The organism is Aeromonas veronii bv. veronii (genome assembly GCF_000820225.1).
Lineage (GTDB): Bacteria > Pseudomonadota > Gammaproteobacteria > Enterobacterales > Aeromonadaceae > Aeromonas > Aeromonas veronii.
This window is the reverse complement of record NZ_CDDK01000013.1, coordinates 36,777-63,374: the sequence shown is the minus strand read 5'-3', so window position 1 is coordinate 63,374 and position 26,598 is coordinate 36,777. Positions and strand designations below refer to the sequence as shown.

Genomic DNA, 26,598 nt, shown 5'->3' with positions numbered 1-26,598 from the left:
ATGGCACTGGTCGGCATCATTAACGAAAACGAATTTTACTCCAACCACTACCTCGACGAGGTGTTTGGCAGTGACATCCGCAGCGTGCTCGAACCTTGGCAGGCACAAGAGCAAGCCGCCCGCGACCAGGAACGTGCCGCCAGGGAGCTGGGCAAAACGGTCGCCCCCGGTTATCGTGCCCCATGGAACCAGCTCGCTAGTCTCGCTAGCGGCTATTTTCGCCAGCTCAGCGAGCAGGAGAAACAACGCGATATCGCGCAGCAACTTAGCCAGCAGCGCGCCCGCCAAGCAGCAGTGCTAAGCGCGCTCGGTTATCAGCTCGCGCCCACCTTGCAGCCGCTCGATGAAGGTTGCAGCTTGCCGCTGCTGGCCAGCTATGAGAGTGCCGATGGCAGCCCTTGGTTGTGGATTGCCGAAGCGTTCGATAGTGAAGAAGAGGGCGATCCGCTTGCCCAGGCCCTGCATGCGCTGCAACTGCCCGCTGACAGCGACCCGAAACAGAACCAACTGCTGCGCCACAACAGTCGCGGTGAGCCGCGTAGCTGGCAGGAGTTGCTCTCCTCTGTGGTGTTTACCCAGGCCGAGCCGCCACGCTTTGTGTTGCTGCTCGGTAGCCGGCAACTGCTGTTGCTCGACAGAACCAAGTGGGCGCAAAACCGCCTGCTGCGCTTTGAACTCGATGAGATCTTAAGCCGCAAAGAAGATGCCACCCTCAAGGCGCTGGCCGCCTTGCTGCACAAAGACTCCTTGCTGCCCGGCAGCGGCGCACCCTATCTCGATTCCCTGGATGACAACGCCCACAAGCACGCTTTCGGGGTATCGGAAGATCTCAAATTTGCCCTGCGCGAAAGCATCGAGCTGCTCGGCAACGAGGCGATGCGCTATCTGATTGAGCACAATCAGGCCGGTTACAGTGGCCAGCGGGCAGTCAGCCCTGATGAGCTCAGCCGCGAATGCTTGCGCTACATGTACCGTTTGCTGTTTTTGTTCTACATCGAGGCGCGCCCCGAACTCGGCTTTGCGCCGATGACCGCCAAAACCTACCTGCAAGGCTATAGCCTGGAGAGCCTGCGCGATCTGGAGATGATCACCCTCACCAGTGAGGAGGATCGCCACGGCCGCTATTTGCATGACAGCTTGCAGATGCTGTTCAAGCTGGTGCGCGAAGGCTACGCAGGCGGCATCGCGGTGCAAGCTGATGCCCTAAGTGGCGAGCAAATCAGCCAACACCAGAGCCAATTTAGTGTGCCGCGCCTCGATAGCCACCTGTTTGCCAACAGCAACACCCCGCACCTCAACAAGGTGGTATTTCGCAACGAAACCCTGCTTAACATCATCAACTTGATGTCGCTAAACCGCGCTGGCAAGGGGCGCCGTGGCCGCATATCCTATCGCCAGCTTGGCATCAACCAGTTGGGCGCCGTTTATGAGGCGCTGCTCTCTTACCGCGGTTTTTTTGCCAGCGATGACTTATATGAAGTGAAAAAAGCCGGCGAGGAGTTTAACCCGCTGGAGACCGGTTACTTCGTCACGGCCGCCGAGATTGGCAAATACCGCGACGACGAAAAGGTGTTTAACCCAGATGGCAGCCTGCGAATCCACCCTAAGGGCAGCTTTATCTACCGCATGGCTGGCCGCGATCGGGAAAAATCCGCCTCCTACTACACCCCGGAGGTGCTGACCCGATCCTTGGTCAAATACGCCCTCAAAGAGCTGTTTAAGGCGCAAATCGACCCGATTAGCGACCCCCATGCCAAGGCCGATGCCATCTTGACGCTCACCGTCTGCGAGCCCGCCATGGGCAGCGCGGCCTTCTTGAACGAAGCCATCAACCAGTTGGCCGAAGCCTATTTGCAACTCAAGCAACAGGCCGAGGGGCGGCGTATCCCGCAAGATAGCTATCCGCGCGAATTGCAGCGGGTGAAGATGTTTATTGCTGATAACAATGTGTACGGGGTGGATTTAAACCCGGTGGCGGTGGAGCTGGCCGAGGTGTCGTTGTGGCTCAACGCCATCAGCGGCGATGCCTTTGTGCCCTGGTTTGGCTATCAGCTGCATCACGGCAACTCGCTGATTGGTGCGCGCCGCCAGGTGTTTAGCAAAAGCGAGCTCAGCTATAAAAAGCAAAAAGACCCGAGCTGGCTTAACAGCGTGCCCAGCGAGCTGGCGATGAGTGAGCCGCGAGTCCCAGGGCAGGTGTTTCACTTCTTGCTGCCCGATCTTGCCATGGCCAGCTACAGCGACAAAACGGTCAAGGCCCGTTATCCCGATGACATAAAAGCACTCGATGGCTGGCGCAAGGCATTTTGCGCCAGCATCACCGCCGATGAGCAAGTCGCCCTGGACCGCATCAGTGCCAAGGTAGATGAGCTGTGGCAAGCGCACCGCCAGCAATTGATGCACGAGCGGGCGCAAACCTGCGACAGCCACCCGGTGTGGCCGGCGCCAAGCACGGCGCAGCCGTTATCGAGCATCCGTGATAAGGATGCGCGCCTGGCCGGGCGCGGCCAGGAGAGCAGCGCCTACCAAAAGCTGCGCTGGGTGATGAACTACTGGTGCGCGCTGTGGTTTTGGCCGATCGATCAGGCCGAACACCTACCGAGCCGCGATGAGTGGTTGTTTGAGCTGGAAACCCTGCTCGATGGGGTGATGCTGACCAGCGCGCCGCATGAGACCCCGGCCACCGCGCAGGGGCAGTTGTTTGCAGAGGAGGCACCGGCGCAGCAGTTGGCGCTGTTTAGCCAGCAGGGGGTGTTGCAGCGCAAGCAGCTGTTTGCGCTGTTGCCACGCCTCAAGTTGGTGGATGAGATTGCCAGCGCCCAGCGCTTTTTCCATTGGGATTTGGAATTTAGCGATCTGTTTGCCAAGCGCAGCGGCTTTGATCTGATGCTGGGTAACCCGCCTTGGCTTAAGGTGGAATGGCAGGAGGCGGGGGTGCTCGGCGACTTTGAGCCGGAGTTTGTACTGCGCAAGCTTTCGGCCAGTAACTTGGTCAAGCTGCGGGAACAGACTTTTGCCCGCATTCCGGCGCTGGAGAATGCCTGGCGCGCCGAATACGAGGGCTGTGAAGGGACCCAGAACTTCCTAAACGCTATTCAGAACTACCCGTTGCTGAAGGGGCAAAAAGCTAACCTCTATAAATGTTTCCTTCCGCAGGCATGGCGGCTGGGGGCCGCTCAAGGGGTAGCGGGATTTCTTCATCCGGAAGGAGTTTATGATGATCCCAAGGGGGGGCAACTCCGGGCGGCGATTTATCCCAGATTGCGGGCGCATTTTCAGTTCCACAATGAACTGAACTTGTTTGCGGAAGTGCATCATGCCACTATGTTTAGCATAAATGTTTATGGGCCAACTTTACATAAAGCGGCATTTATCCATATGTCTAACATTTATGCCGCAAGCTCTATTGATGCTTCATTTTCTCACGACAATACTGGGCCAGTACCTGGTATAAAGGAGGAACAAGAAGTTGATGGAAAAATTAAAGTGTCTTGGAACACTTCTGGGCATCATAGTCGATTAGTTACTGTTGGACTTAAAGAACTGCAGATATTTGCTCGTTTGTATGGTTCCGAAGATACTCAAGCTTGTCAGGCTAGTCTTCCTACATTGCATGCACAACAATTTATTAGCGTGTTAGAAAAAATTATCCGTAACGCTAAAATGCTGCATGATTGCAAGGGCGTCAAAACAATTGATGTGCATTATGATGAAACCCAAGCTCAAAAAGATGGGATTCTAGACTCAAAAATTACATTTCCTAAACATTCAATTGATATGGTTTTATCTGGCCCTCATTTTTTTGTTGCAAACCCGCTATACAAAACCCCTAGAGCTAAGGGACAGTTAAATAGTGATTATGATGCATTGGATCTATCTCTTATTTCTGACAACTATCTACCTAGAGTTAAGTATGTCTTAAACAGAGAATCAATTTGCTATGACTCTAGTATTCCTACGGTGAACTTTGATAATAAGATTTATCTTGTAAGTGATTTTTATAGGTTAGCTCATAGGCGAATGTTTGGTGCCTCCGCTGAAAGATCGCTTATTAGCACCATAATTCCGAAAGGTGTTGTGAATATAAATTCAGTTGTCACCACAGTTTTTAAAGATGCTGGCGACTTAGTTAATTTTGCAACATTGACTCATTCTTTGGTTTTTGATTTTATTTTACGTGTATCAGGTCGCTCAGATCTATATGGAACTCAGCTCTCTAAATTTCCATATATAGAAGTCAAAAAGGCGAGCATTCTTGGTTTAGTGTTGAATGCTGTAAGTTCTTTCCATAGTGAGCTATGGGCTAATTGTTACGATGTAGATTTCTCGAAATATCGCTGGAGCCGTGAGCTGCCGCAACTGCCTACTGACTTCTTCAAAAACCTGACCCCCAAGTGGCAGCGCAATTGTGCACTGCGTACCGATTACAGCCGCCGTCAGGCGCTGGTGGAGATCGATGTGCTGGTGGCCCAGGCCTTGGGGCTGACCCTCGATGAACTCTTGACCATCTACCGGGTGCAGTTCCCGGTGATGCGCCAGTACGAGGCCGATACCTGGTATGACCAAGTGGGCCGCATCGTGTTTACCCCGAGTAAGGGGCTGGTTGGGGTTGGCCTGCCGCGCAAGGCGCGCAAAACCGACCTCAAGGCCGGTATCGTCTATGGGGTGGATAGCCCGGAGTGGACCGGTGGCAGCGGCGCTGATCTGGTCATCGGCTGGGAGGATATCCAGCACCTGAAAACCGGCTCGGTCAGTGTCACCTTCGACGACGATACCCGCCCGGGTGGCGTGGTGCGCCGTACCATCACCTGGCAAGCGCCCTTTATCAAACCGGATCGCGAAGATGACTATCGGGTGGCGTGGGACTTCTTCAACAACCATAAGGAACATGGCTGATGCTGCCTTCTGTTGTCAGTCGGCAGGTGGCCGACAGTGTGGCCGAGTTTTTGCGCGCCGCCTTCCCGATGAATAGCCCGCTGTTTAACCAGGCTGCCGGCGACCCTGAGCAACCGGAGCACCACACCCTCGAGGCGTTTTTGCAAGACCCGGATACCTTGCTGAAGGGGCCCTATTTTTCGGCGCAGTTGCCGTTTCGCCAAAGCGCACTGCCGCTGGATTTTTTCAGCCAGTTGCGGTTGCCCTTCCCGCCGCACGCCCATCAGGCGCGCGCCTTTGAGCGTTTAGGCGGCGCCAACCCCCAGCCAACCCTGGTGGCCACCGGCACCGGCTCGGGCAAGACCGAATGTTTTATGTATCCGCTGCTTAACCACTGCGCCGCCACAGCCGGCGCGGGGGTCAAGGCGATCATCATCTACCCGATGAACGCGTTGGCCACCGATCAGGCCAGCCGTTTTGCCAGTGCCATTGCCAGTGATCCCAAGCTGCATGGGCGGGTGACGGTTGGCCTGTTTGTCGGCGATAGCGATGAGTTTCCCAGCAAGGTGATGGGACCCAAGCAGGTGATCACCGACAAGCCAACCTTGCGCCAGAACCCGCCGGATATTCTGCTGACCAACTACAAGATGCTCGACTACCTGTTGATGCGGCCGGTGGATCAGCCGCTGTGGCGCTACAACACACCGGGTTGCTTGCGCTTTTTGGTGGTCGATGAGCTGCACACCTTCGATGGTGCTCAAGGCTCTGACCTGGCGTGTTTGGTGCGCCGCCTAAAGCATCATGTGGCGGTGGATAACGGCCAGTTCGCCTGTGTGGGCACCTCGGCCACGGTGGGCGATGAGCTAGGCCAGTTGCTTGACTACGCCAGCCAGATCTTCGAGCAGCCGTTTGATGACAGCGCGGTGATCCGCGAAGACCGCCTCAGTGCCGCCGAGTTTTTGCAAGACTCACCGGTGCGTTTTAGCTATTTCCCCGAGCCGGATAGCCAGCTCGAAGCAAGCAGTTACGCCGATCATCACGCTTACCTTAATGCCCAGTTGGCACTGTGGTTTCCCGCAGAAGATCTGGTGCTGCCCGCCGATCTCGACAGCGATACCGGGCGCGAGGTGCGCATCCGCCTAGGTGAGTTGATGCGCCAGCACAGTGCCCTGCATCTGATGCTGGCCGATCTGCAGGGAGGGATCCTGACCGAGCACAGCTGTGCTGAACGTTTTGCCGTGATGCTGTCACTGCCAGCGGTGCAGGCACGCCTGTTGCTGCAAAGTTGGCTGGCACTGTTGGCGCTAGCGCGCAGCCCGGTTAATGAATCGCCAGAGGCGCGTGCGCAACGGGAACTCGCTGGTAAACCGCGTCCGGTGCGCCCCTTGGTGCAACTGCGGTCTCAACTGTGGCTGCGCGAATTACGCCGGCTGGTGGCTTCGGTCGAGAAGCAACCCAAGTTACGTTTCGCCAGCGATCTGCTGGCTGATGAACAAACCCATCACCTGCCGGTGGTGCACTGCCGCGATTGCCACGCCACCGGTTGGGCCAGCATGCGCCACGGCCAGAGCCGCCAGCTTGAAACGGAGCTGGATGATATCTACCGCCAGTTCTTTGATAGTGGCCGCGCGCTGGCGCTGGCGTTCCCTGATCTCAGTGATAAGGCGGTTAGTGGCGTTCATCAGCACCTGTGCCCACAGTGTTTGACTCTCAATCGCGCTGACAAAGCGGCCTGCGAGCAGTGTGGCCATGAAGGCCTGTTGCGGGTATTGGTGCCGGATCTGCTCAAAGAGCGCAAAGATACCCTGGTCTCATCCACCGATTGCCCCTACTGCGGCAGCTCGAAAGGCTTGTCGATCATGGGGTCGCGTGCCGCCAGCCTCTCGTCAGTGATGATCCACCAGCTCTATGGCAGCCGCTTTAATGAGCACAAAAAGCTCATTACCTTCTCTGATTCGGTGCAAGATGCGGCGCACCGCGCCAGTTTCTTTACTGCCCGCACCTGGCCTTTGGTGCTGCGCGGCCAGATAGCCAGTGCCTTGCCTGAGCAGGGAGAACTCACCCTCGATGCGTTTGCCGCCGCTGTGCTGGCTGATGCCAAGGTCCGCAGTCAGGATGAGGCCGAATTTGTCGGCCGCTTTATCGCACCCAATATGCTGTGGCTGAACGATTATCAGACACTGGTGCAAGACAACGTGCTGTCCGCGGGTTCGGATCTGCCTGAACTGGTGGCCAAGCGGCTTGACTGGGAGGTATGCAGTGAGCTGACATTGCGTGCCGGTATTGGCCGTACTCTGGAAAACAGCGGTTTTGCCTGTGTGGCGGCGGATGGCTCGTTACTCGATGCGCTGTTGCCGCCCTTGCACGCCAGGTGGCGCGAGGAGCTGGGGGATCTGATGCAGAGCGTGACCCTTGAACAGGTCACCCATTTTGTGCTCGGGGTGCTGCGGCACTTGATCCACGCCGGAGCCGTAATGCACCCGGCGTTTGAAAGTTACCGCGAAGATGGCGGTGATACTTTTCGTATGATGCAGCGTGAACGCACCTCACGCTACATGCCCACCATCGGTCCGCGCACCCGCAAACCGGCCTATGCCACCTTCGAGCGCAATAAAAGCTTTAGCCAGTTGCTCGGCGCCAAATCCAACCCCAGCTGGTATCAGCACTGGCTCAACCTTACCCTTGCCCAGGGTGAGCGTCTGTTTGTTAGCAGCGTCAGCGAAACCGTGCTGCGCCAGCTGCTGGAGACCTTAACCAAGGCTGGCTTGATGGCCCGCTTTGACAGCAAAAGGGGCGAAGCCTGGGGCATAGTGCCCAAGGCGCTCACAGTAACCCGTGAAGTCAGCCGCTTATGCTGCAGTGACTGTCGAGAGACGCTGGTCGCCCCCAGTGCGCAGGCGTGGCAGTGGCAGGGCGCGCCCTGTATGTCGCTGCGCTGCACCGGGACATATCAGCTTACCGCCCAAGCGAGTGCATTGCGCTGGGATCGGCTTGATGTGGCACGGGTGGTGGGTGCCGAGCATACCGGACTGTTAACCCGCGAGGTGCGCGAGGCCACCGAGCAGGCGTTTTATCGCGGCACTCGCGCCTGGCAGGTGAATTTGCTGTCAGCCACCCCGACCCTGGAGATGGGTATCGATGTGGGCGATCTCTCTAGCGTGCTGCTCTGTTCGGTGCCACCGGCGCCGGCCAACTATTTGCAGCGCATTGGCCGTGCCGGGCGTAAAGATGGCAACGCCTTGAATATCACCCTGGCCGAAGGCAATCCACACGATCAATTCTTCTTTGAAGAGCCGCTGGAGATGATGCAGGGTCAGGTGCAGCCGCCGGGGGTGTTTCTTAACGCCGTGGCGATTTTGGAGCGTCAACTGGCGGCTTTCTGCCTCGACAGTTGGGTGAGAACCGGCATCACGCCGATGGCGATCAGCCCGAATGTGAAACAGATGCTCGATGAGGTGGAACGCGGCAAGAAGGAACGCTTCCCGTATAACTTTTTGGCGTTTGTCGAGGAGCAGAGGGTCCGGCTTGCTGCCGATTTTGCCGCAGTGTTTGCCGATCTTGAGCCGCAAACCCTGCAACAGCTCCATGACTATTTGATGGGGCAGCAGGCTGAGCATTCGCTGGTGCTGCGCATCGACAAGGCGTTGCAACAGTTGCTTGAAGATCGTAAGTCACTCAAGGCGCGCATCGATAAGCTCAAGCGCAGCATCGATAAGCTCGAAACCGGGCCGCGCGATCAGAACTTTGATTCGGATATGCGTGATCTGCATACCGAACGCCAAGCCTTGCAAGCCTTGGTCAGCCAGATCAACAACAAGCAGACGCTGAACTTTTTAACCGATGAGGGAATATTACCCAATTACGCCTTCCCTGAGGCGGGTATTACCCTGCGTTCTGTGTTGTGGCGTAAAAATGAGAATGAAGAGGGGCGCAGTTATCAGACCGCGACCTACGAATATGAGCGCCCAGCCTCGACCGCCTTGGCCGAGCTGGCGCCACTCAATAGTTTTTATGCTGGTGGTCATAAGGTCGAGATTGAACAAATTGATCTCAAGGTGTCGGAACCAGAGCACTGGCGCTTGTGTAGCCACTGCAATCACAGTGAAAACATCGACCAAAACGGTGACCCGCATAAATACTGCCCTAAGTGCGGGACCCCGGGTTGGGCTGACGCAGGTCAGAAGACCACGTTACTGAAGTTGCGTCAGGTCTATGCCCGCGCCAGTGCTCGTGACAGCCAGATTGGCGATGAGTCTGATAGCCGAGAACCGGCCTTTTATCAGCGCCAATTACTGGTGAGTTATGAGCCTAAGGATGTGACCGCAGCCTATGCGATCAGCGACGGAGAAGTGCCGTTTGGTTTTGAGTTTTTAAGCAAGGTGACCCTGCGTGATATCAACTTTGGCAAGCAGACTGAAGATGCGCTGGAACTGAGCATCGCCGGTGATATTAAACGTTGCAGCGGCTTTAAGGTCTGTTTGGGCTGCGGCATGGTGCAACATCCGGTGAATCAAGATCCACGCAAAGAGCACGATCTGAGCTGTAAATACAAGAGCACGCCTGAGAAGGCGCAGTTTGAAGATTATCTCTATCTCTATCGTCAGCTGGAATCCGAGGCGGTGCGCATCTTGCTGCCGGTGAGCAGTTATAGTAGTGATCCGACAGTGGAAGCCTCGTTAGGGGCTGCAATCCAGCTGGGGCTTAAGCACTACTTCAAGGGCAGTGTCGATCACCTCAAGGGGGTGGTTTATCGCGAGCCGGAAAATGAGGGGGATTCGTGGCGCCAGTATCTGGTGATCTACGATACTGTGCCGGGCGGCACGGGCTCACTCAAGGAGCTGATGCGCGAGCCCGATAACTTATTGCAACTATTGCAGTTGGCCTACGAGTCGCTGTGCGACTGCGGTTGTAATCAGGATGCCAGTAAAGATGGCTGTTATCGCTGTGTGTATGCCTACCGAGAGCGCGGCAAGATGCAGTACGTATCGCGCGATAAGGCGCGTTTGCTGGTGGGGCAGATCCTCGCGGTACGCGACAAGTTGCAACGCATTAACAGTATCAACCAGATCCCGCTCGATACCATGATGGGCTCTGAACTGGAAAAGCGCTTTATTGATGTGTTGGCGCAAAGCAAAGAGTTGGTCGTCAGCCGCAGCTATGCCCATGAGGGCGACGGTTGGATCATCAATACCCGCAGCAGCCCCTCTCTGAGCTGGCAGCTGAAAACGCAGGTCGATCTGGGCCCCAAACAGGGGGTTGGTATTCCCTGTCGCCCTGATTTTGTGCTCTATCCGCTGGGGCATATCGCCCAGTGCAAGCCGCTGGCTATTTTTCTCGATGGCTTTGCCTTTCATAAGGCGAGCGTGGTGGATGATGTGCAAAAGCGACAGGCCATTCGCGATAGCGGTCGTTATGGGGTATGGACGCTGACCTGGCGCGATTTAACCCAACCTGGCTGCAAACATTTGCAAGATGTGTTGGGACTGCACCATAACCTCGATATGAAGGCACCGCAGTTTTATAACCGCTTCCATACCACCACCTTTGCCACCTTGGAGAGTGAAGTCCGTGAGCGTAACAGCTTCGAACTGCTGCTGACCTATGTGCAAGATCCCCGTGCTCAGGCGCAGTTCTGGCAAAAACTGGCGGCCGCCCATGCCTGGGTATGGCTGGAGGTGAAAAAGTCCCAAGATGCCGGGATTTGCAACAAGTTTGCCTATGAGATGCATGAGAATGCCCCGGCATGGCGTGAGGCGCAGTTGCTGTCCGATGAGCCGTTTGTGTTTGGAGGCTTGCTTGATGCCCTGGCCAGCTCTCAACCGTTTATCGAGCTGGCCTCGGTGTTGCCCCAGCGCTGCCTAATCAATCCGATCACCCCGGATCAGCTGCATGCAGCCCTACGCTTACATCTGTGTTTTGATGACCAAAATCCCTTGGCCGATAACTATGAACGCGGTTTAACCGGTTTTTGGCGTTTGGTAAATCTGCTGCAGTGGCTGCCTGATATGACCTTTACCAGCCGCAACGCTGTCCGCAATAACATCGGGCAGGTTCCGAGGCCAGTGGACACGTTGGTCACCACAGCGACACCAGACGGCACCACGTCGGATGCCACTTTGGATGCTGGTGTGCTGGCGCAGTGGCAAGAACTGGCAGAGCTGGAAGTGTTGAGTCAACAGCAGATTGTGCTGTTGCAACGATTACCACTGCCGGTGCCTGAGGTGGGGTATGCCCTTCAAGATGACGCAGGGGCCATCATTGCCGAGGCCGATTTGGCCTGGCCAGCGCTACACCGCGCCCATTGCTTTATAGACGATCAGCAAGCTGACGCTTTCATCGCGCAAGGTTGGCAACTGACCCATGGCGAACTTGACGCTGAGCTTATCGACACACTGACCCAATTAGTTACAGGAGGTAAGGCATGACACTGCCATCCCTGAAAGTTGCCATATCCGATGGCTTTTTAACGTCATTTGCCAAGATCCCCAAAGCACAACAAAAAAAGGTGATGGAGTTTCTTGCCAAGTTTCGTAATGACCCTACCAGCAAGGGGCTTAACTACGAAAAGATTCACGATACCAGCAGCACCAATGTGCATTCGGTGCGCATCGACCAGAACTACCGCGGCATTGTGCTCAAACCCGAGCAGGGCAATCTCTATATGCTGTTGTGGGTAGATAAGCATGATGATGCTTATTCTTGGGCTAAAAATCATAAGTGTGAAATTCATCCCGCTACAGGTGCGTTGCAGGTGATCGACACCAGCCTGGTTGTGCAGCCACCGCTGGACGATCCTGATCTGCCCATCGCATTCAAGCCAACCCCGTTATTTGCCGACTATTCGACCGAGCAGATCATGGCACTCGGGGTGCCGGCGCTGTTTTTGGATCGGGTGATGGCATTGACCAACTTGAGCGAGCTCTACCAGCTGGAGGGGGTGATGCCGGCCGATGCCTGGGAGCCGCTCTATTGGTTGGCCGAAGGGCTAGAGTATGACGAGGTATTGGCCGAGTTTAATGATGCTGCGGATGTGAAGGTTGATACCGACGATTTCGAACAGGCGATTAAGCGTAGCCAGCGGCACTTTTCCGTGGTGGAGAGCGAGCTGGAGCTGCTACAAATGCTCAATGCCCCGCTGGAAAAATGGCGGGTATTTTTGCACCCCAGCCAGCGCAAGCTGGTGGAAGCGCACGCCAATGGTCCGGTGCGGGTGCTGGGCGGCGCCGGTACCGGTAAAACCGTGGTCGCCATGCACCGAGCCCGTTGGTTGGCGCAGCGTTTGTTAGCCGCGCCCGGCAAAAAGGTGCTGTTCACTACGTTCACCAAAAACCTGGCGGCCGATATTCGCGCCAACCTGCAGCGGTTGTGCAGCCGTGAAGAGCTGACCAAAATTGAGGTGATCCATATCGATGGCTGGCTGACCGATCAACTAAAGCGCCACGGTTATGATTTTCGGGTGGTGTATGACAGCGATCCGGTGCGCCGCAAATGCTGGGAGTATGCGCTGCAACAGCTGCCCACAGACCTCAATCTGCCAGAGAATTTCTATTTGGAAGAGTGGCATCGTGTGGTGCAGCCCAATGGGGTTCACAGCCGCGAGGATTACTTCAAGGTGAGCCGATTAGGGCGAGGCACGGCCATTTCACGCTTGCAGCGGGCCAAGATTTGGCCGGTATTTGAAGAGTATCGGGCACAACTGGCGCGCGCCAAGTTACGCGAAATGCACGATGCCATGCTTGAGGCGGTGGTGTTGTTTAAAGAGAAGCAGGTGCAGCTGCCCTATCAATACCTGGTGGTCGATGAAGCGCAGGATATGGGCGCACCTGCCTTTGTGTTGCTGCGCCATCTCATCCCCGAAGGCGAAAACGACATCTTCATCGTCGGTGATGGCCACCAGCGCATCTATCGAAACAAGGTGGTGCTCGGTCAGTGTGGTATCAATGTGCGCGGTCGGCGCAGCAAGAAACTCAAGATCAACTACCGTACCACCGAAGAGACCCGCAAATTCGCCGTGGCGCTGTTGAATGGGGTGCCGACCGATAACCTCGATGGCGAGTCTGATACCGATAAAGACTATTTGTCGCTGATGCATGGCGAGGCACCGCTGGTGACCCATCATGCCGACTTTAAGCAAGAGGCAGCCACCATCGCTGAGCAGATCAAAGCGTTGTTGCAAGAGGGCACCCCAGATACCGATATCTGTCTCACAGCCCGTACCAAGTATGCCTATGAGCGATATACCACTGAGCTCAACAACGCTGGCATCACTACCTTTGTGCTGGGCCAGGACAGCGCTGACAGTGTGACACATCCCGGGGTGCGCATCGCCACCATGCACCGCATCAAGGGACTGGAGTTTCAGTATGTGTTTCTTGCCGGCATCAACGATGGTGTAGTGCCAGAGCCCAAAGCCATTCAATCCGACGATCCGGTTGAGCTGCGCGATGCCCTGTTTAATGAGCGGGCGCTGTTGCATGTGGCCGCCACCCGGGCGATCAAGGGCCTGTTTGTTAGCTCCAGCGGTGTGCCCAGCCCACTGCTGTGCAACTGATAGGGGCTAATTTCGAGAACGATTCATGCCGTGGTGTTAAGTAGCAGTTACACTGCGGCGGTTGTTGTTCAACGTTACGGTAAGGATTAATGATGAGTGGTTTTGTTTGGCATGATTTTGGGGTGTTGACTCGCTGTGTGATTGATAATGGGTACGTGATCATCACCAATGACGCAAATAAGTCACTAAAAATGAGTATGGGTAGATACAAGGAAAGCGCGATGCATGTTCATGACAAGGCGCTCCGGTTGATAAATTTTCCGGTCAGGGTCAGAACGAGCCAGAATACCGGTAACTGGAGTACCGGGGAGTGGTTTAGCGAAATTGAGAAGCGTTAAGCTGAGAGATAGGGCAGCGAACTGGCGGATTGATTTACCCCCAGACCAGCCTGCAATGCTTCAGCTGCTCCTTGCTAGTGTACCGGTTGGAGTATCACCTTTGTTGATTGAGATTCTTGTTGGATTCAATCAGCAAGATGCGCGATTTCCTCGATCCCCTGTACGTATAAGATCCAACCTAGTCACAGAGATCCATGCAGGGGCTGTGGCACTAAAATATTATTGGTATACGGATAGGTATACGATGAAGTTTTTATAATGTGCATTTGTTGATTTTAAAGGCTTTGGTGTGCCATCTTCGATTCCTGCCTCGGCACCATTAAAATCAAAGAGTTACGAAAGGCCACTAGAAATAGTGGCCTTTTTCTTTTTCCTCCGAATCCACATTTGATCCAAACAGGTGTTGTCCGGTAGAGCCTCCGGCGTTTAATTGCCAGTTCAAGCTCACTATCAGGCTTGCCACCCCCTGACTCGGTGGGGAATACAGATCGAGAACAAGGGATACAGCGGTCAGTCTGAATATTTCCTTGTCACGTAGCGGCTTGCTCATAAGACCTGCTGAATGACGTCAGTTTGAGGCTCTTGAAGTGTCAGGGAACGCGGGGCGATTAGCGTTGATATATTGGGTGTTTTTATACCGTTAGTGACAGATGGATGCGGTCTGTTAAAAAGGGCGAGATCGTTCAGATCTTGCCCTTTTATATCAATATATCCCGTCATCTTTCTATCGGATCAGGCTCCCTGCTCCGGGTGGGCGTCCGGGATCAGCGGATCGGCTTTGCGGCGGCGCAGCAGGCGTACCAGCGGGGGCAGGGTGATCACTGCAATGGCCAGTACCAGCAGGGTCTGGCTGATGCCGCTGCTCCACAGGATGGCGGTGTCGCCATTGCTGATGGAGAGGGCGCGGCGCAGGTTCTGCTCCAGCATTTCACCCAGCACGAAGCCCAGAATGAGCGGTGACATGGGGAAGTGCATCTTGCGCAGCAGGTAGCCAAAGACCCCGAGGGCCACCATCAGCAACAGGTCGAAGGTGGTGCTGTGCACCGCATAGACTCCCACCGCCGAGACGCTGGCGATGGCGGGCACCAAAAACCAGAGCGGGATGGAGAGCATGCGGGTAAAGAGCCCCACCATGGGGATGTTCATCACCAGCAGCATGACGTTGGCCAGCAAGAGGGCGGCGATCAGTCCCCACACCACATCGGGTTGTTCGGTGAACATGGTGGGGCCGGGGGTGATGTTGTAGAGGGTCAGTGCCCCCATCATCACCGCCGTGGTGCCCGACCCCGGCACCCCCAGGGTCAGCATGGGGATAAAGGAGCCACAGGCCGACGCGTTGTTGGCCGCCTCCGGTGCGGCCACGCCGCGAATGTCCCCCTCACCGAATTTGGCATTCGGCCCCGCCAGTCGCTTCTCGGTCATATAGGTGATGGCACTGGCGATGGTGGCACCGGCACCGGGCAGAATGCCGACGAAGAAGCCGATGGTGGAGGAGCGCAACATGGTGCCGGTGCAATGGACCAGCTCCTTGAAGTTGAACAGCATCCGCCCGGTGGTGCGCACCAGCTTGCCGCCACCACTGGTGTGCTCCAGCATCAGCAGGATTTCGCTCACTGAGAAGAGGCCGATCACCACCACGATAAACTGCACCCCGTCCGAGAGGTGAACGCTGTCGAAGGTGAAGCGATAGACGCCGGTGTTGGCATCCACCCCGACGGTGGCGAGCCCCAGCCCAATCAGCGCCGCCATAAAGGATTTGAGCGGGTTCTGGCTCATCATGCTGCCAAGGCAGGCGATGGCGAACACCATCAGGGCGAAATACTCCGCCGGGCCGAAGGCCAGTGACCAGCGCGCCAGCGCCGGGGCGAACAGGATGATCCCCCCGATGGCGAGCATGGAGCCGACAAAGGAGCTGACCGCCGAGATGGAGAGGGCCACTCCCGCCTTGCCCTGCTGGGCCATGGGGTAGCCATCCAGCGCGGTCATGATGGCGGCGGCATCCCCCGGCACGTTGAGCAGGATCGAGGAGATCCGCCCGCCATACTCGCAACCGATATAGACGGTGGCGAGCAGAATAAGCGCCGATTCGGGGGGCAGTTTCAGGGCAAAAGCCAGCGGCAACAGGATGGCGACCCCGTTGATGGGGCCAAGGCCCGGCAGCAGGCCGACCACGGTGCCGACAAAGCAGCCGATGAGGGCAATCACCAGATTCTCCGGGGTGAGTGCCACCGCAAAGCCCTGGGAGAGGTACATCCAGGTATCCATATTGACTCCTTAAGAGAACCAGACGCCGAGGGGCAGGGTGACATCCAGCAGCCGGTCGAAGGCGAGATAGAGCACCAGACCGCCGACGACGCCGGAGAGCAGGGCGGCTTTGGCAGAGGCGCCAAACAGGCGCCCCAGAACAAAGGTGAGCAGGGTGGTGGCCAGCGGAAAGCCCAGCCACTCGAAGCTGGCACCGTACCCGGCCAGCGCTACCACCATGATGGCGAGGTGGCGCAGGGTACGCAGCGGCGGCCAGCTGACGGTGTCCGGCTGGCGGCGCAGCAGCAACAGGGCGCAGAGCGCCATCAGGCCGATGATGCCGAGGGGGAAGGGGCGCGGCCCCAGCGGCTCATAGCTGTATTCGCTCTGGATCTGCCAGGCGATGGCGGCGCCTGCCAGACAGAGCAGCAGCCAGATGGCGGCGAAGATGCGATCGCTCATGGCTGCGGCTCCTATTTGGCCAGACCGAAGGCTTTGGCCTGCTCGCGATATTGCGCCACCTGCTCCTTGACGTAGCTGTCGAGGGCCTCGCCGGTGAGGTCAAACTCGAACAGGCCACGCAGATCCCGCTGCGCCTTGAAGGTGTCGGTCTTCACCAGCTGATCGAAGGTCTGCTTCCACCACTGGTATTCGCTGTCGCTTACCTTGGGGCCGACATAGAAACCGCGGATCACCGGCCATACCAGGTCATAACCCTGCTCCTTGGCGGTGGGGATGGTGGCCAGCTTGCCGGGCAGCCGCTCGGCAGAGAACACCGCCAGCACCCGCAGCTTGTCGCCGCCGATATAGGGCACCATCTCGCTCAGATCGCCAGAGACCGCCTGCACATGGTTGCCCAGCAGCGCGGTGACCGGCTCGCCACCCCCTTCAAAGGCGACGTAGCGCATCTTGTGGGGGTCAACCCCGGCCTGTTTGGCCAGTAGCGCCGTCTTCATCCAGTCCTGACTGCCGATGGAGGCACCTGCGCCGATCACCACGCTATTGGGATCGCGTTCCATGGCGCTCACCAGCTCCTTGAGGTTCTGATAGGGAGCATCGTGGCGCACCGCAATCATGCCGTAATCGGTGCCCACCGCAGCCAGCCAGCGCACATCGTCCACCCCGTAACGGCCAAATTTCCCCTGTGAGAGGTTGAGCAGGGAGCCACCGGAGAAGGCGACCACGGTCCCCGCCTCGGCAGGGCGCTGGGCCACGATGGCGTTGTAGGCCACGGCGCCGACCCCGCCCGGCATGTAGGTGACTCGCATCGGCTTGTCGATGGTGCCGGTCTCCTGCAGGCTCACCTGCAGCAGCTTGCAGGTGAGATCGAAACCACCGCCCGGTTTGGCCGGTGCGATACATTCGGTACGGCTCGGGGTCGTGGCACTTTCGGCCGCCTGCAGTGGCAGGGCGCCGAGCAGGGTCAGCAGGGCGAGGGCATGACGTGTGCGTTGCTTCATGGTTGTGTGCTCCATCTTGTCGTTGTTTTTCCTGGGTGTGACTCCGTCGATAGACGAAGTGATGCGAAATTGTTAAAACAACAACCTTTCATTCACCTTTCAATCGCTGACCAAGAGCCGGGAGTGTGACTCTGATCGCACCTTCTCCCGCAATGGCAGTGACGAAGGGATGCAGTTGAAGCAGTAAGGCTGAATGCTGCGGTTAGGAACAAGGGGAGAGGGATGCGCTTGCTGTTGGCAGAAGATAATCACGAACTGGCCCACTGGCTGTCGCGGGCACTCACCAGCGCCGGTTTCGCGGTGGATTGGGTGGCTGACGGGGCTCAGGCTGATCACCTGCTGCGCCACGAACAGTACGCGCTGGCGGTGCTCGATATCGAGATGCCCAAGCTCGACGGGCTGGCGGTACTCGGCCGATTGCGCAGTAGGGGGCAGGGGGTGCCGGTGCTGCTGCTCACCGCCCGCGGCGCGGTGGAGGAGCGGATCTGCGGCCTCAATGCCGGAGCCGATGACTATCTGGCCAAGCCGTTCGATCTGGGGGAGCTGGATGCCCGGTTGCGAGCCCTGCTGCGGCGCAGCGAAAGCGGTGGTGCCGAGCTGCGGCTGGGGCGCCTGACCCTGCACCCCGACGGCTATTTTCTGCTGGCCGATGCCCGCCTTGCCCTGACTCCGCGCGAACTGGCGCTGCTGACCGCGCTGATGTACCGCCACGGGCGGCCCGTCGCCAAGGGGCAGCTGTTCGAGCAGGTGTTCAACCTCGATGACGAGGTAGGGCTCGACAGCATCGATCTCTATATCCACCGGCTGCGCAAAAAGCTGGTGGGCAGCGGGGTTGTGATCACCACCCTGCGCGGGCTGGGCTATCTGCTGGAAGCGGCGCCGGAGGCCTCCCATTAGCCGCTCCCTGCTCCATCAACTGCTGCTGTTTCTGGGGGGCCCACTGCTGATCCTCTGGGCCGCCTCGGCCTGGTACAGCTACTACGGCGCGCTGGCGGCGGCTACCTCGGCCTATGATCGCACCCTGCTTGCTTCGGCCCGCACCGTCGCCGAGCGGCTGACGGCAGCCGAAGGTAGCCTCAGGGTGGATGTGCCCTACGTGGTGCTCGACAGCTTTGAGCGCAACATGCGCGATCGCCTCTTCTATCAGGTGCGCGGCATCGACGATAGGGTCATCTCCGGCTTTGATGACCTGCCCCCCATGCCGGACGGTACGCCACTGACCGACCGCTATCCGGCGCTCGCCTACTTCTATGACGGGCTTTATCAGGAGGCGCCGATCCGCGCCGTGATGCTGCTGCAACCGGTGGGTGAGGGGGGCGTCAACGGCATGGCCCGCATCACGGTGGCGGAAACCCTGCTCGGCCGCCAGCAGCTGGCGGAGCAACTGCTCTGGTCGGCCCTGCTGACACAGGGGGCGCTGGTGGTGCTCACCCTGCTGCTCGCTTATCTGTTGCTCAAGCGGCTGCTCACCCCGATGCGCCGTTTGTCGCGGGAGATCTTGCGCCGCGATGCCGCCAATCTTGCACCCTTGCCGGATTTGCTCCCCTGGCAGGAGACCCGGCCGCTGGTGCAGGCGTTCAACCGCCAGCTGGCCCGATTGCGCCAGCTGGTGGCCCGGCAGGAGCGCTTTAGCGCCGATGCCGCCCATCAGCTGCGCACGCCGCTCACCATTTTGAAAACCCAGGTTGAGGTGGCGCGCGGCAGTGGCGATCCGGCCCTGATGAGCGAAAGTCTCGATGCCATGGCCGTACGGCTCGATCACACCATCGCCCTGACCGAACGGTTACTGCTGCTGGCCAGACTCAAATCAGACGAGTGCTCCGGGCTGCGCCAGCGGGAGCCCATGGAGTTGACGGCGCTGGTGCAGCAGGCCTGTCTGTCACGGTTGGCGCAGGCCCGCAGCAAGGGGATCGATCTCGGTTACGAGGGGGAGGAGTCCGCCATCATGGTGGCGGGGGAGCCGCTGCTGCTCGGGGAGCTGTGCGCCAACCTGCTCGACAACGCCATCAAATACACCCCACCCCACGGCACCGTGACGGCGCGGGTGGTGCGAAGCAACGGGCAGATCTGGCTGGAGGTGGAGGATAGCGGCCCCGGCATAGCCCCCGAGCTGGCGGAGCGAGTCTGGCAGCCGTTCCAGCGCCTCGAGCAGGGGAGCGAACAGCCGGGAGCGGGGCTGGGTCTGGCGCTGGTACGCGATATCGCCCACTACCACCACGGCGAAGTGGTGTTGCTGCCGGCCACCCAGCTGGGGGGCTTGCTGGTGAGGTTGATCTTGCCGCTGGCAACACCGTGAGGGCGATAAAAAAAGAGAGGGCACCTCGCGGTGCCCTGTTTATCTACACATAGATGGCGTTGGGGGTCAGCTGCGGATCTTGTTGAAGACAAACAGGACGATAAGGGCACCCACGGTCGCCAGCGCGATGCTCGGGATATTGAAACCGGTCACTGAGCCCAGCCCCAGCAGGGTACCCACATAGCCGCCAACCATGGCGCCGACAATCCCCAGCAGGGCGGTCATGAAGAAGCCGCCACCGTCGCGACCCGGCATGATCCACTTCGCCAGAATACCCACCAACAGTCCCAATACGATCCAGCTGATAAAGCCCATGGATTAATCCTCTCTGTGTGTTTGAGCCCGCATTATAGGCAGGGATGCCGGGATGCGAAGGGCCGGACGGTGCTGGCCGGTCACAAGCTGTCGGACGGCGGCCGGAGCTGGTCAGGCTGCACAGTCCGGTTATGAGCGGTTGAAAGGCGGTATGTGCGCAGCTAAACCGGAGGCAGGACGGGCCCACGTAAAGGCCAAGATGAGAAAAGCCCCGCGAGCGGGGTCGGGTTTATGACGGGGTTGCACCCTCACTTCTTGAGGTATTTTCTGATCGCCTTGCCTGAGGTGCCGACTGCTTTGACCGCCCGTTTCAGCTGGACCTCGGTGCACTCGAACATTTTGACCCACTGCTTCATCTCATAGGGATCGTTGACATTGATCTTCTTGGCATCGAACGGGTGAGCGACCGCATTGCTGTCAGGCATACAAACCTCAACTTGTTGAAATAGCTGGCGAGAAAGATGTTTCTGCCTGAGCGCCATCATCCTCTCTATTGGCAAGGGGCAAGGTGACGGGGTTCACACAACCTTGTGTCCTGAAGGAGGAGTGCAGGTTTGCTTTGCTGATCTGTGAGCGATCACCACTTATCCCACCCTCTTCACATCATCAACAACGGGGCCAGAGGCCGGATAAACAACAAGCGCCCAGCCGGGCGCTTGTTGTGGTTATCGCGATGACCCTATTCAGGGTGTTGGGCAGGCGCTTGGCGAGCCACTGTTGCGGGGCCAGAGGGTGGATCCGTCGCTTTCAGAGAGCGGCAGGAATGTGACGCCTTCGCTCATGTTGGCTGGGGGCAGGTCATCCTCCAGCACATACATCCCCATCGGCAGGCTGCCATAACGCTGGTTGGCCTGCACCTGAGCGACCGCGAGGCTGGAGTAACGCAGGCCAAGCAGATCGAAGTGATTGCGCCAGTCCCAACCGGTGAGCCGACTGAGTGCAACCAGCATAAAGTCATTGCCCGGTATGTCGCGCACCCGTTTGCCGCCATAGACAGCATGCCCCGAGTAGGGGAACAGGCTAAAGCCGAGCCTATCCTTGTTGGCATTCCACTGCGCTTCACTGTCGGCTGCCGCGCCGAAGATCCGTGAATGCTGATAGAGCAGGGTGAAGATAGTGAAGCCATCGTTCAGTCGGGTGCCATCAGTCAGGAGCATACGGTGGGCGCGTAATGCCATCTGGATATAAAACGCCATGCGATAGCCGTTGTGGACGGCGTAGGCATTGCTCTTCCAGGGGGCTTCGTAGCGACTCTCGCCGGTATCGAGCACCTTGCAGTTGGCCCCGAGCACGACGCGGTTGCCACTCCTGTCCCGTACCTGCGCCGCATCAGACATGAACACATAGAAGAGATCCTTGTGATTCATGTGTCCATCCTTGATGGGCGCCGTGTTGCCATCTCTCAGATAATGGGCGCGCCACTTCACCACATAAGGGAAGATGTTGTTGGAGTTTTCCCCCGCCCGGCTGCCGTAGCCACTCCAGTTGTCGGCATCGTCTGCCGCAGCGTACTGCACGTTCAACCGGTTGGTCTGCAGGTTGTGGCCCAGCTCGTGATTGTCGAGCCAGCCGGTCGGGCTGATGCTGCCGGAAGAGTCCCACGGGTTGCCACTGCAACCGCTGCCGCAATGGGCATTCTGGTCATAGTTGGCATGCTGGATGATGGTGCGGGTATGAATCGACTCATCGAGACAACCCTCCCCCAGCAGTGCCACGCAGGCGTTTTTAACATCCGCAGGCAGCGACTCATCGAGCCCCTTGCCCTGAATTTTCAGGCCCGCCAGGGTGTAGACGCCATTGATGTGATCCCGGGCGATGCTGTCGAGCAGGGCATTGGTGTCGGGGATGACGCCACCCACCGCCTTGGTGAAGCGATCCCGGCGCAGATGCTGTTCGGCGCCATCGGCCCGCAGATCGATATGGGGCAGCTCGGTTTGTTCCAGCCGCTCGTTGAACTCGCGTATCTGCTGCTCATCACTGAAATCCATGATGGCCGGATGACGGGTGACGCCCGTGGCGCTCACCTGGACGGCCAGCGATGCTGTCCCCCCTTCCAGATAGAGATAGATAGGGCCGCCATAAGGAGAGGTGAAGGTGACGCTGCCCCCCTTGGCCAAGATCAGTCGTCCGGTGGTCAGCTCCAGCGGGGCTCGATAGATCTTCTGCTCATAGGCGCGATTGGTGTTGGGCCTGTGGTAGTTGAGTCGGACGGTAGCGGACACATCGGCGTTATCGGTGCGTCTCAGGGTGATGGTCTGTCCCGGCAGGGAATACCAACCGGTGGTAGTCCACTGCCCGCTGTAGGGAACCGCAATGCGCCGACTGTCGGTGAGTGTCGCGGGATAGGCGTAGTGAGCTGCTTGTCCCTTCACCACCTTGTTGCGATCGGTGACGTACTCCCCCAGATCGGGCTGGGCCGGGGTACGGGTGCGGGCATAGCTCACCAGCCAGTCGGCAAACATCGCCTGCTGCCAGGATTGATGTTCATCCCAGGCAATCGGGTAGTCGATGGCGGCACGGTATTTGTCGGCCAGCAGCAGGGTGGCGGGCAACAGTGTCACGCCGTCACGGGCAAAGGGACTGATCCCGGCCTTGTCGAGGGTGATAGCCGCATTTCTCAGCCAGTCGGCACCCAGCTTGAACTGCTGGTTGAAGCTCTCCGAGCCACCGCAATTGATAAAGTTGCCGCCGCAGCTATCGAGCCACTGGGTCGTGAAGTTGCGATCCAGAAGGTTGCCAAGCAGGGTATCGACAGCCATCAGCTGGGCGTCGGGTGCCATGATGGTGTTCACTGCCAGATCGCTGGCTCTGAGTTTTGACCAGTAGTTGCCCCAGGTGACCAGCCCCATATCGAGATAGAGGGGGCTTAGCAGCGGGCTGGCATCGCGCCGATAGTTGGAGAGCAGCAGCGGGATCCCGGCCGCTTTGGCCTTGGCGATCCCCTGTGCGATCCCCTGATACCCCAGCCCCTGGCGGTCGATATCGCTGATCACGATAAGCTCCGGCGCCATGGTGTCGATACAGTCGCTCAGCGCCTGATAATCGCAGGTATTGGCCGGGTTGATGTTGTGCTTGTCGGGATAGATCGCCTTGAGCCAGTCCCGCACGCCTTCGTTATGGGGAAAATACCAGCTATCGGTGCGGCTTGGCATCTGGGCGGTGAGGATGCGCAGGCCATCGCTATCCTTGCCCCGGGTCAGCCAGCCAATCAGCCCCTTGAGCAGCGCCTCGCTCTGCGCTGTGCGGTCAACGGAAAACAGGTTCGCCCCCATGGCGGCCTGACGGTAACCGGCTTGCTCTGAGACCATCACCAGCCCCCGGATCTCGCTCTCCCCCTTGCCATTGATGTTGGAGGGGAGCAGGGTCACCGTGCTCTCCGGCTGGAAGCTGGAAAAGGTGATGGAGTCGTGGCTCGGGTTCCAGCTGATCTGTGCCATTCCCTGATAGAGGCTGCGAACCAGCTCGGTGCGGTGAGCCTCACTGTCGGCAATCGCCGTACGGGCATGGGCGATCAGGGATTGCTCGCTGGCAAGGGTATGATCTTCCCGGGCAATCGCATTGGCGGCATCGCTGATAAAGCGGGCCGAGACCTGACAATCGGCGCGCATGGGTGCTGTGGTGTAGATGTTACCCGTCAGGGTGCCCTCACACCCAGTGACCTGCGCCAGCACGAAGCCACTCTCGGGCTGTACGGTGAAACGGCCTTGTTCACCGGCGTTCAGACGCAGGGAGTCGGGGCTTAGCACGCCCCCCTGAGAAGCTTGAGTGGTGGCGTCGAAATAGACGGCGGCACTCTCCTGAGTGAAGCTGGCCGAGATTTGGCAATCGCTGCTCATGGGGCCAGTGGTATAGGTGAGGCCGTCCAGGGTGCCATCACATCCGCTTATCCCGGTCAGGAGGTAACCGCTGTCAGCCTGTACCGAGAAGCGCCCCTGTTCTCCCGTCGCCAACCGCAGGCTGGTGGGGTTCAACTGTCCGCCCGCGCTGCTCTGGCTGGATGCCTCGAAATAGTTGGGGGTGACAGGGGGGCGGATAGGGGTCTCTTCCTGTTCGCCATCACCGCCGCCACAGCCTGTGATCAACAGCGCCAGTAAGGGAGTGAGAACCGTCTTTTTCATTGTCTGATACGTTCCTTGTGTTACGACGGGTAGGGGAGTCGGTAGTCTAATGAGCTGCCTTGCTTATTTCAACGCTGATTGAATGGTCATTTTGCTTTATTTTCAGCATCTTGGATGTTTTTTTGGCCGGCTTTTGCCGTATTTGGTGTTGCTGGCGCAGCAGAACCGATAGGGATGGGGCGAGTACCCCATCAGCACAGGCCATACCAGCCTGAGCTCACCGTAATGAGTCGCTTCACCGGGTTAACAGGGGATGCAGGGCCGCAGGTTTTGCCTGCAACCCGCACAGGGGGGATGTCAGACGGATGGGTGAGCGGCGGGGTCGATCGTTGCCAGCGCACGCATTTCCAGCCGCTGCTCGCCGGGGCGACAGACCAGCACCGAGCCTTGCTCGAACCAGTCTCCCAGCACGATGCGGCGGGCGGGGTGGCCATCGAGGGTGAAGTCGTGGATGGCGGGTCTGTGGGTGTGGCCGTGGATCATCATCCGGCAGTCGTGGGCGCGCAGGGTGTCGTCCACCGCCGCGGGCGTCACATCCATGATGATCTGGCTCTTGTGGGCGTTCTCCATCTGGCTTTGGCCGCGCATCTTGCAGGCGATGGCCTGACGGCGGGCAAGCGGCAGCCGCAGGAACAGCCAGCGCAGCCACTTGAGCTGGGTGATGCGGCGAAACTTCTGATACCCCTCATCCAGGGTGCAGAGCAGATCGCCGTGGCTCAGCACTACCCGCTCCCCATAGAGGTCGATAACGCAAGGGTCACCCAGCAATGTCATCCCAGCGCGCTTGGCAAACTGCTGGCCCAGCAGAAAGTCGCGGTTGCCGTGGATAAAGTAGATGGGCACGTTCTGCTGGCTCAGGGCCAAAAAGGCATCGGCCATCTGTTGATGGAGCGGATTGGGGTCATCGTCGCCAATCCAGAATTCGAAGAGATCCCCCAGCACATAGAGGGCATCGGCGCCGGGGGCGTCGTGCTCGAGAAAGCGCACCAGTGCCGCGGTCATATCGGGCCGCTGGGCAGAGAGGTGAATGTCACTGATAAAGAGGGTGCTCATGATGTGGGGGTCGGGCTCTCGGTCGAAACAGGGCAAACAGGGGTGGCAGAGATAGTAGACACAACAGGGGACGAACAGTGCGCTGCGGGCGCCATCGCGCCAGTTGCGGTATGGATATCGTCACGGGAGGGCGGCTGCCATGACAGTTCGGCCAGATTGCGCCCCTCCAGCGTCAGCAGCGCTGCATAAGGATCGCCCGCCAGCCCCAGCAACCGGCACATGGCCGCTTCCCCTTTCAATCCCTCTTCAAGGCGCAGGCGCAGCACTTCGCGGTAGAAAGCATCGCCAAACCGCTCGAGCAGGGCCGCCATCAGGGTGAGGTGGCGCCAGCCATTCAGCGTCTCGATAGGGGCGGGGGTGACATAGAGCTCCAGCGGCCAGTTGGTGATGCGGTTATCACAACCGTTATCGGCACAGCTCTGGTCGAGGCAGGCAAAGATGCGCTCCAGCAACCAGATATTGTCGCCCTTGGCGCTCGCCTGCCAGCCTTGCTCTGCAAAAATAGCGGCAAACTCGGCGGGATCTGTATGCTGGCAGAGGATATCGAGATCGCTGCCGGGCCGATCGAGGCCGATGGCGAGCGTGCTCACCAGCGCCATATCGCTGCACTGCGCGGCCAGCTCATCCCACACACCGGCGGTGAGCAGGGCATGGGCCGAGCGCTGGCGTGGGTTGCCGTGGGCCAGATAGTCGAGGCGGCGCCAGTTTGGGCTGGCAGTGGGGGAGGCAGATGGAAAAACTGCGGCCGGGGCCGCAGTTTTGTCAGTGCCGAGTCGGCAGAGATCAGTCAGCAAGGGTCACCTTGGTGATCACTACGTCTTCTACCGGCACGTCCTGGTGGATACGGCCGTAGTTGCCGGTCTTGACGCCCTTGATCTTGTTGACCACGTCCATGCCGGCGGTCACTTCACCGAATACGCAGTAGCCGAAGCCCTGAGTGGTGGCGGATTTGAAGTCGAGGAAGTCGTTGTTGTTCACGTTGATGAAGAACTGGGCGCTGGCAGAGTGCGGCTCCATGGTGCGGGCCATGGCGATGGTGCCGATCTTGTTGGACAGGCCGTTGGCCGCTTCGTTCTTGATGGGGGCGCGGGTGTCTTTCTCTTCAAAGCCCGGGGCATAGCCGCCGCCCTGGATCATGAAGCCGTCGATGACGCGGTGGAAAATGGTGTTGTCGTAGTGACCGTCACGGCAGTATTGCAGGAAGTTGGCCACGGTTTCCGGGGCTTTTTCAGCGTTCAGGGTGAGGGTGATGTCGCCGTGATTGGTGTGCAGAGTGACCATGATATGTCCTTTCATTTGATGCGGACGACGAAGTGCCCGCAGGTGTATGGCATAAAGTGGTGGCAAT

14 protein-coding genes are annotated in these 26,598 nt (G+C 58.5%); 5 read left to right on the top strand and 9 right to left on the bottom strand.

Annotation, left to right across the window (positions count from 1 at the left end; all coding sequences use genetic code 11):
* The 3 genes from BN1139_RS04985 to BN1139_RS04975 are packed head-to-tail and all read left to right on the top strand — an operon-like array spanning position 1 to position 13,426.
* Positions 1-4,896, top strand: coding sequence for an Eco57I restriction-modification methylase domain-containing protein (locus BN1139_RS04985; protein ID WP_005350913.1), 4,896 nt, complete (start codon positions 1-3; stop codon positions 4,894-4,896).
* Positions 4,896-11,300 carry a DEAD/DEAH box helicase gene (locus BN1139_RS04980; RefSeq protein WP_005350914.1) on the top strand — a complete coding sequence of 2,135 codons (6,405 nt, stop codon included), beginning with the start codon at positions 4,896-4,898 and terminating at the stop codon, positions 11,298-11,300. Before BN1139_RS04985 ends, BN1139_RS04980 begins: the two co-directional genes overlap by 1 nt.
* Positions 11,297-13,426: a DEAD/DEAH box helicase gene (locus tag BN1139_RS04975; protein ID WP_005350915.1), complete on the top strand. Its 2,130-nt coding sequence runs from the start codon at positions 11,297-11,299 to the stop codon at positions 13,424-13,426. The genes BN1139_RS04980 and BN1139_RS04975 overlap by 4 nt, the downstream gene beginning before the upstream one ends.
* A gap of 1,070 nt (positions 13,427-14,496) precedes the next feature.
* On the opposite strand, the gene BN1139_RS04965 is transcribed toward BN1139_RS04975, so the two are convergent.
* From BN1139_RS04965 to BN1139_RS04955, 3 genes are read right to left on the bottom strand one after another with little or no spacing between them, the layout of a single operon-like run.
* Positions 14,497-16,029 carry a tripartite tricarboxylate transporter permease gene (locus tag BN1139_RS04965; protein ID WP_005350920.1) on the bottom strand — a complete coding sequence of 511 codons (1,533 nt, stop codon included), beginning with the start codon at positions 16,027-16,029 and terminating at the stop codon, positions 14,497-14,499.
* A 9-nt stretch (positions 16,030-16,038) separates the two neighbouring features.
* Positions 16,039-16,470, bottom strand: a complete 432-nt coding sequence (locus BN1139_RS04960) for a tripartite tricarboxylate transporter TctB family protein (protein ID WP_005350923.1) — start codon at positions 16,468-16,470, stop codon at positions 16,039-16,041.
* Between the two features lie 11 nt (positions 16,471-16,481).
* Positions 16,482-17,468 (bottom strand): Bug family tripartite tricarboxylate transporter substrate binding protein, encoded by a 987-nt coding sequence (locus tag BN1139_RS04955; protein WP_005350924.1) that lies wholly within the window; start codon positions 17,466-17,468, stop codon positions 16,482-16,484.
* A 222-nt stretch (positions 17,469-17,690) separates the two neighbouring features.
* On the opposite strand from BN1139_RS04955, the gene tctD reads away from it, so the two are divergent.
* On the top strand, positions 17,691-18,365 hold the full coding sequence (gene tctD / locus BN1139_RS04950) for a transcriptional regulator TctD (protein WP_005350926.1): 675 nt from the start codon (positions 17,691-17,693) through the stop codon (positions 18,363-18,365).
* Positions 18,361-19,764 carry a sensor histidine kinase gene (locus BN1139_RS04945; RefSeq protein WP_041202685.1) on the top strand — a complete coding sequence of 468 codons (1,404 nt, stop codon included), beginning with the start codon at positions 18,361-18,363 and terminating at the stop codon, positions 19,762-19,764. Before tctD ends, BN1139_RS04945 begins: the two co-directional genes overlap by 5 nt.
* 66 nt (positions 19,765-19,830) lie before the next feature.
* Here the strand turns inward: BN1139_RS04945 and BN1139_RS04940 are convergent, their stop codons facing one another.
* The 6 genes from BN1139_RS04940 to BN1139_RS04920 all read right to left on the bottom strand — a co-directional run bounded on the left by BN1139_RS04940 (position 19,831) and on the right by BN1139_RS04920 (position 26,531).
* The gene (locus BN1139_RS04940) at positions 19,831-20,079 is read right to left on the bottom strand and encodes a GlsB/YeaQ/YmgE family stress response membrane protein (protein WP_005350930.1); all 249 of its coding nucleotides are present in this window, start codon (positions 20,077-20,079) and stop codon (positions 19,831-19,833) included.
* 248 nt (positions 20,080-20,327) lie between these two features.
* Positions 20,328-20,504 carry a DUF3606 domain-containing protein gene (locus BN1139_RS20825; protein WP_005350931.1) on the bottom strand — a complete coding sequence of 59 codons (177 nt, stop codon included), beginning with the start codon at positions 20,502-20,504 and terminating at the stop codon, positions 20,328-20,330.
* A 258-nt stretch (positions 20,505-20,762) separates the two neighbouring features.
* On the bottom strand, positions 20,763-24,197 hold the full coding sequence (locus tag BN1139_RS04935; RefSeq protein ID WP_005350934.1) for an ImpA family metalloprotease: 3,435 nt from the start codon (positions 24,195-24,197) through the stop codon (positions 20,763-20,765).
* A 297-nt stretch (positions 24,198-24,494) separates the two neighbouring features.
* Positions 24,495-25,250, bottom strand: coding sequence for a UDP-2,3-diacylglucosamine diphosphatase (lpxH, locus tag BN1139_RS04930; protein WP_005350936.1), 756 nt, complete (start codon positions 25,248-25,250; stop codon positions 24,495-24,497).
* Positions 25,247-26,044, bottom strand: coding sequence for a DUF4269 domain-containing protein (locus BN1139_RS04925; protein ID WP_005350937.1), 798 nt, complete (start codon positions 26,042-26,044; stop codon positions 25,247-25,249). The genes lpxH and BN1139_RS04925 overlap by 4 nt, the downstream gene beginning before the upstream one ends.
* Positions 26,034-26,531, bottom strand: a complete 498-nt coding sequence (locus BN1139_RS04920; RefSeq protein WP_005337417.1) for a peptidylprolyl isomerase — start codon at positions 26,529-26,531, stop codon at positions 26,034-26,036. The genes BN1139_RS04925 and BN1139_RS04920 overlap by 11 nt, the downstream gene beginning before the upstream one ends.
* Between the last annotated feature and the right edge of the window lie 67 nt (positions 26,532-26,598).

What these genes read in the sequence shown, in the direction of transcription:
- BN1139_RS04985 (WP_005350913.1), top strand. Translation starts at nt 1, where the DNA reads ATGGCACTGGTCGGCATCATTAACGAAAACGAATTTTACTCCAACCAC.
- BN1139_RS04980 (WP_005350914.1), top strand. Translation starts at nt 4,896, where the DNA reads ATGCTGCCTTCTGTTGTCAGTCGGCAGGTGGCCGACAGTGTGGCCGAG.
- BN1139_RS04975 (WP_005350915.1), top strand. Translation starts at nt 11,297, where the DNA reads ATGACACTGCCATCCCTGAAAGTTGCCATATCCGATGGCTTTTTAACG.
- BN1139_RS04965 (WP_005350920.1), bottom strand. Translation starts at nt 16,029, where the DNA reads ATGGATACCTGGATGTACCTCTCCCAGGGCTTTGCGGTGGCACTCACC.
- BN1139_RS04960 (WP_005350923.1), bottom strand. Translation starts at nt 16,470, where the DNA reads ATGAGCGATCGCATCTTCGCCGCCATCTGGCTGCTGCTCTGTCTGGCA.
- BN1139_RS04955 (WP_005350924.1), bottom strand. Translation starts at nt 17,468, where the DNA reads ATGAAGCAACGCACACGTCATGCCCTCGCCCTGCTGACCCTGCTCGGC.
- tctD (WP_005350926.1), top strand. Translation starts at nt 17,691, where the DNA reads ATGCGCTTGCTGTTGGCAGAAGATAATCACGAACTGGCCCACTGGCTG.
- BN1139_RS04940 (WP_005350930.1), bottom strand. Translation starts at nt 20,079, where the DNA reads ATGGGCTTTATCAGCTGGATCGTATTGGGACTGTTGGTGGGTATTCTG.
- BN1139_RS20825 (WP_005350931.1), bottom strand. Translation starts at nt 20,504, where the DNA reads ATGCCTGACAGCAATGCGGTCGCTCACCCGTTCGATGCCAAGAAGATC.
- BN1139_RS04935 (WP_005350934.1), bottom strand. Translation starts at nt 24,197, where the DNA reads ATGAAAAAGACGGTTCTCACTCCCTTACTGGCGCTGTTGATCACAGGC.
- lpxH (WP_005350936.1), bottom strand. Translation starts at nt 25,250, where the DNA reads ATGAGCACCCTCTTTATCAGTGACATTCACCTCTCTGCCCAGCGGCCC.
- BN1139_RS04920 (WP_005337417.1), bottom strand. Translation starts at nt 26,531, where the DNA reads ATGGTCACTCTGCACACCAATCACGGCGACATCACCCTCACCCTGAAC.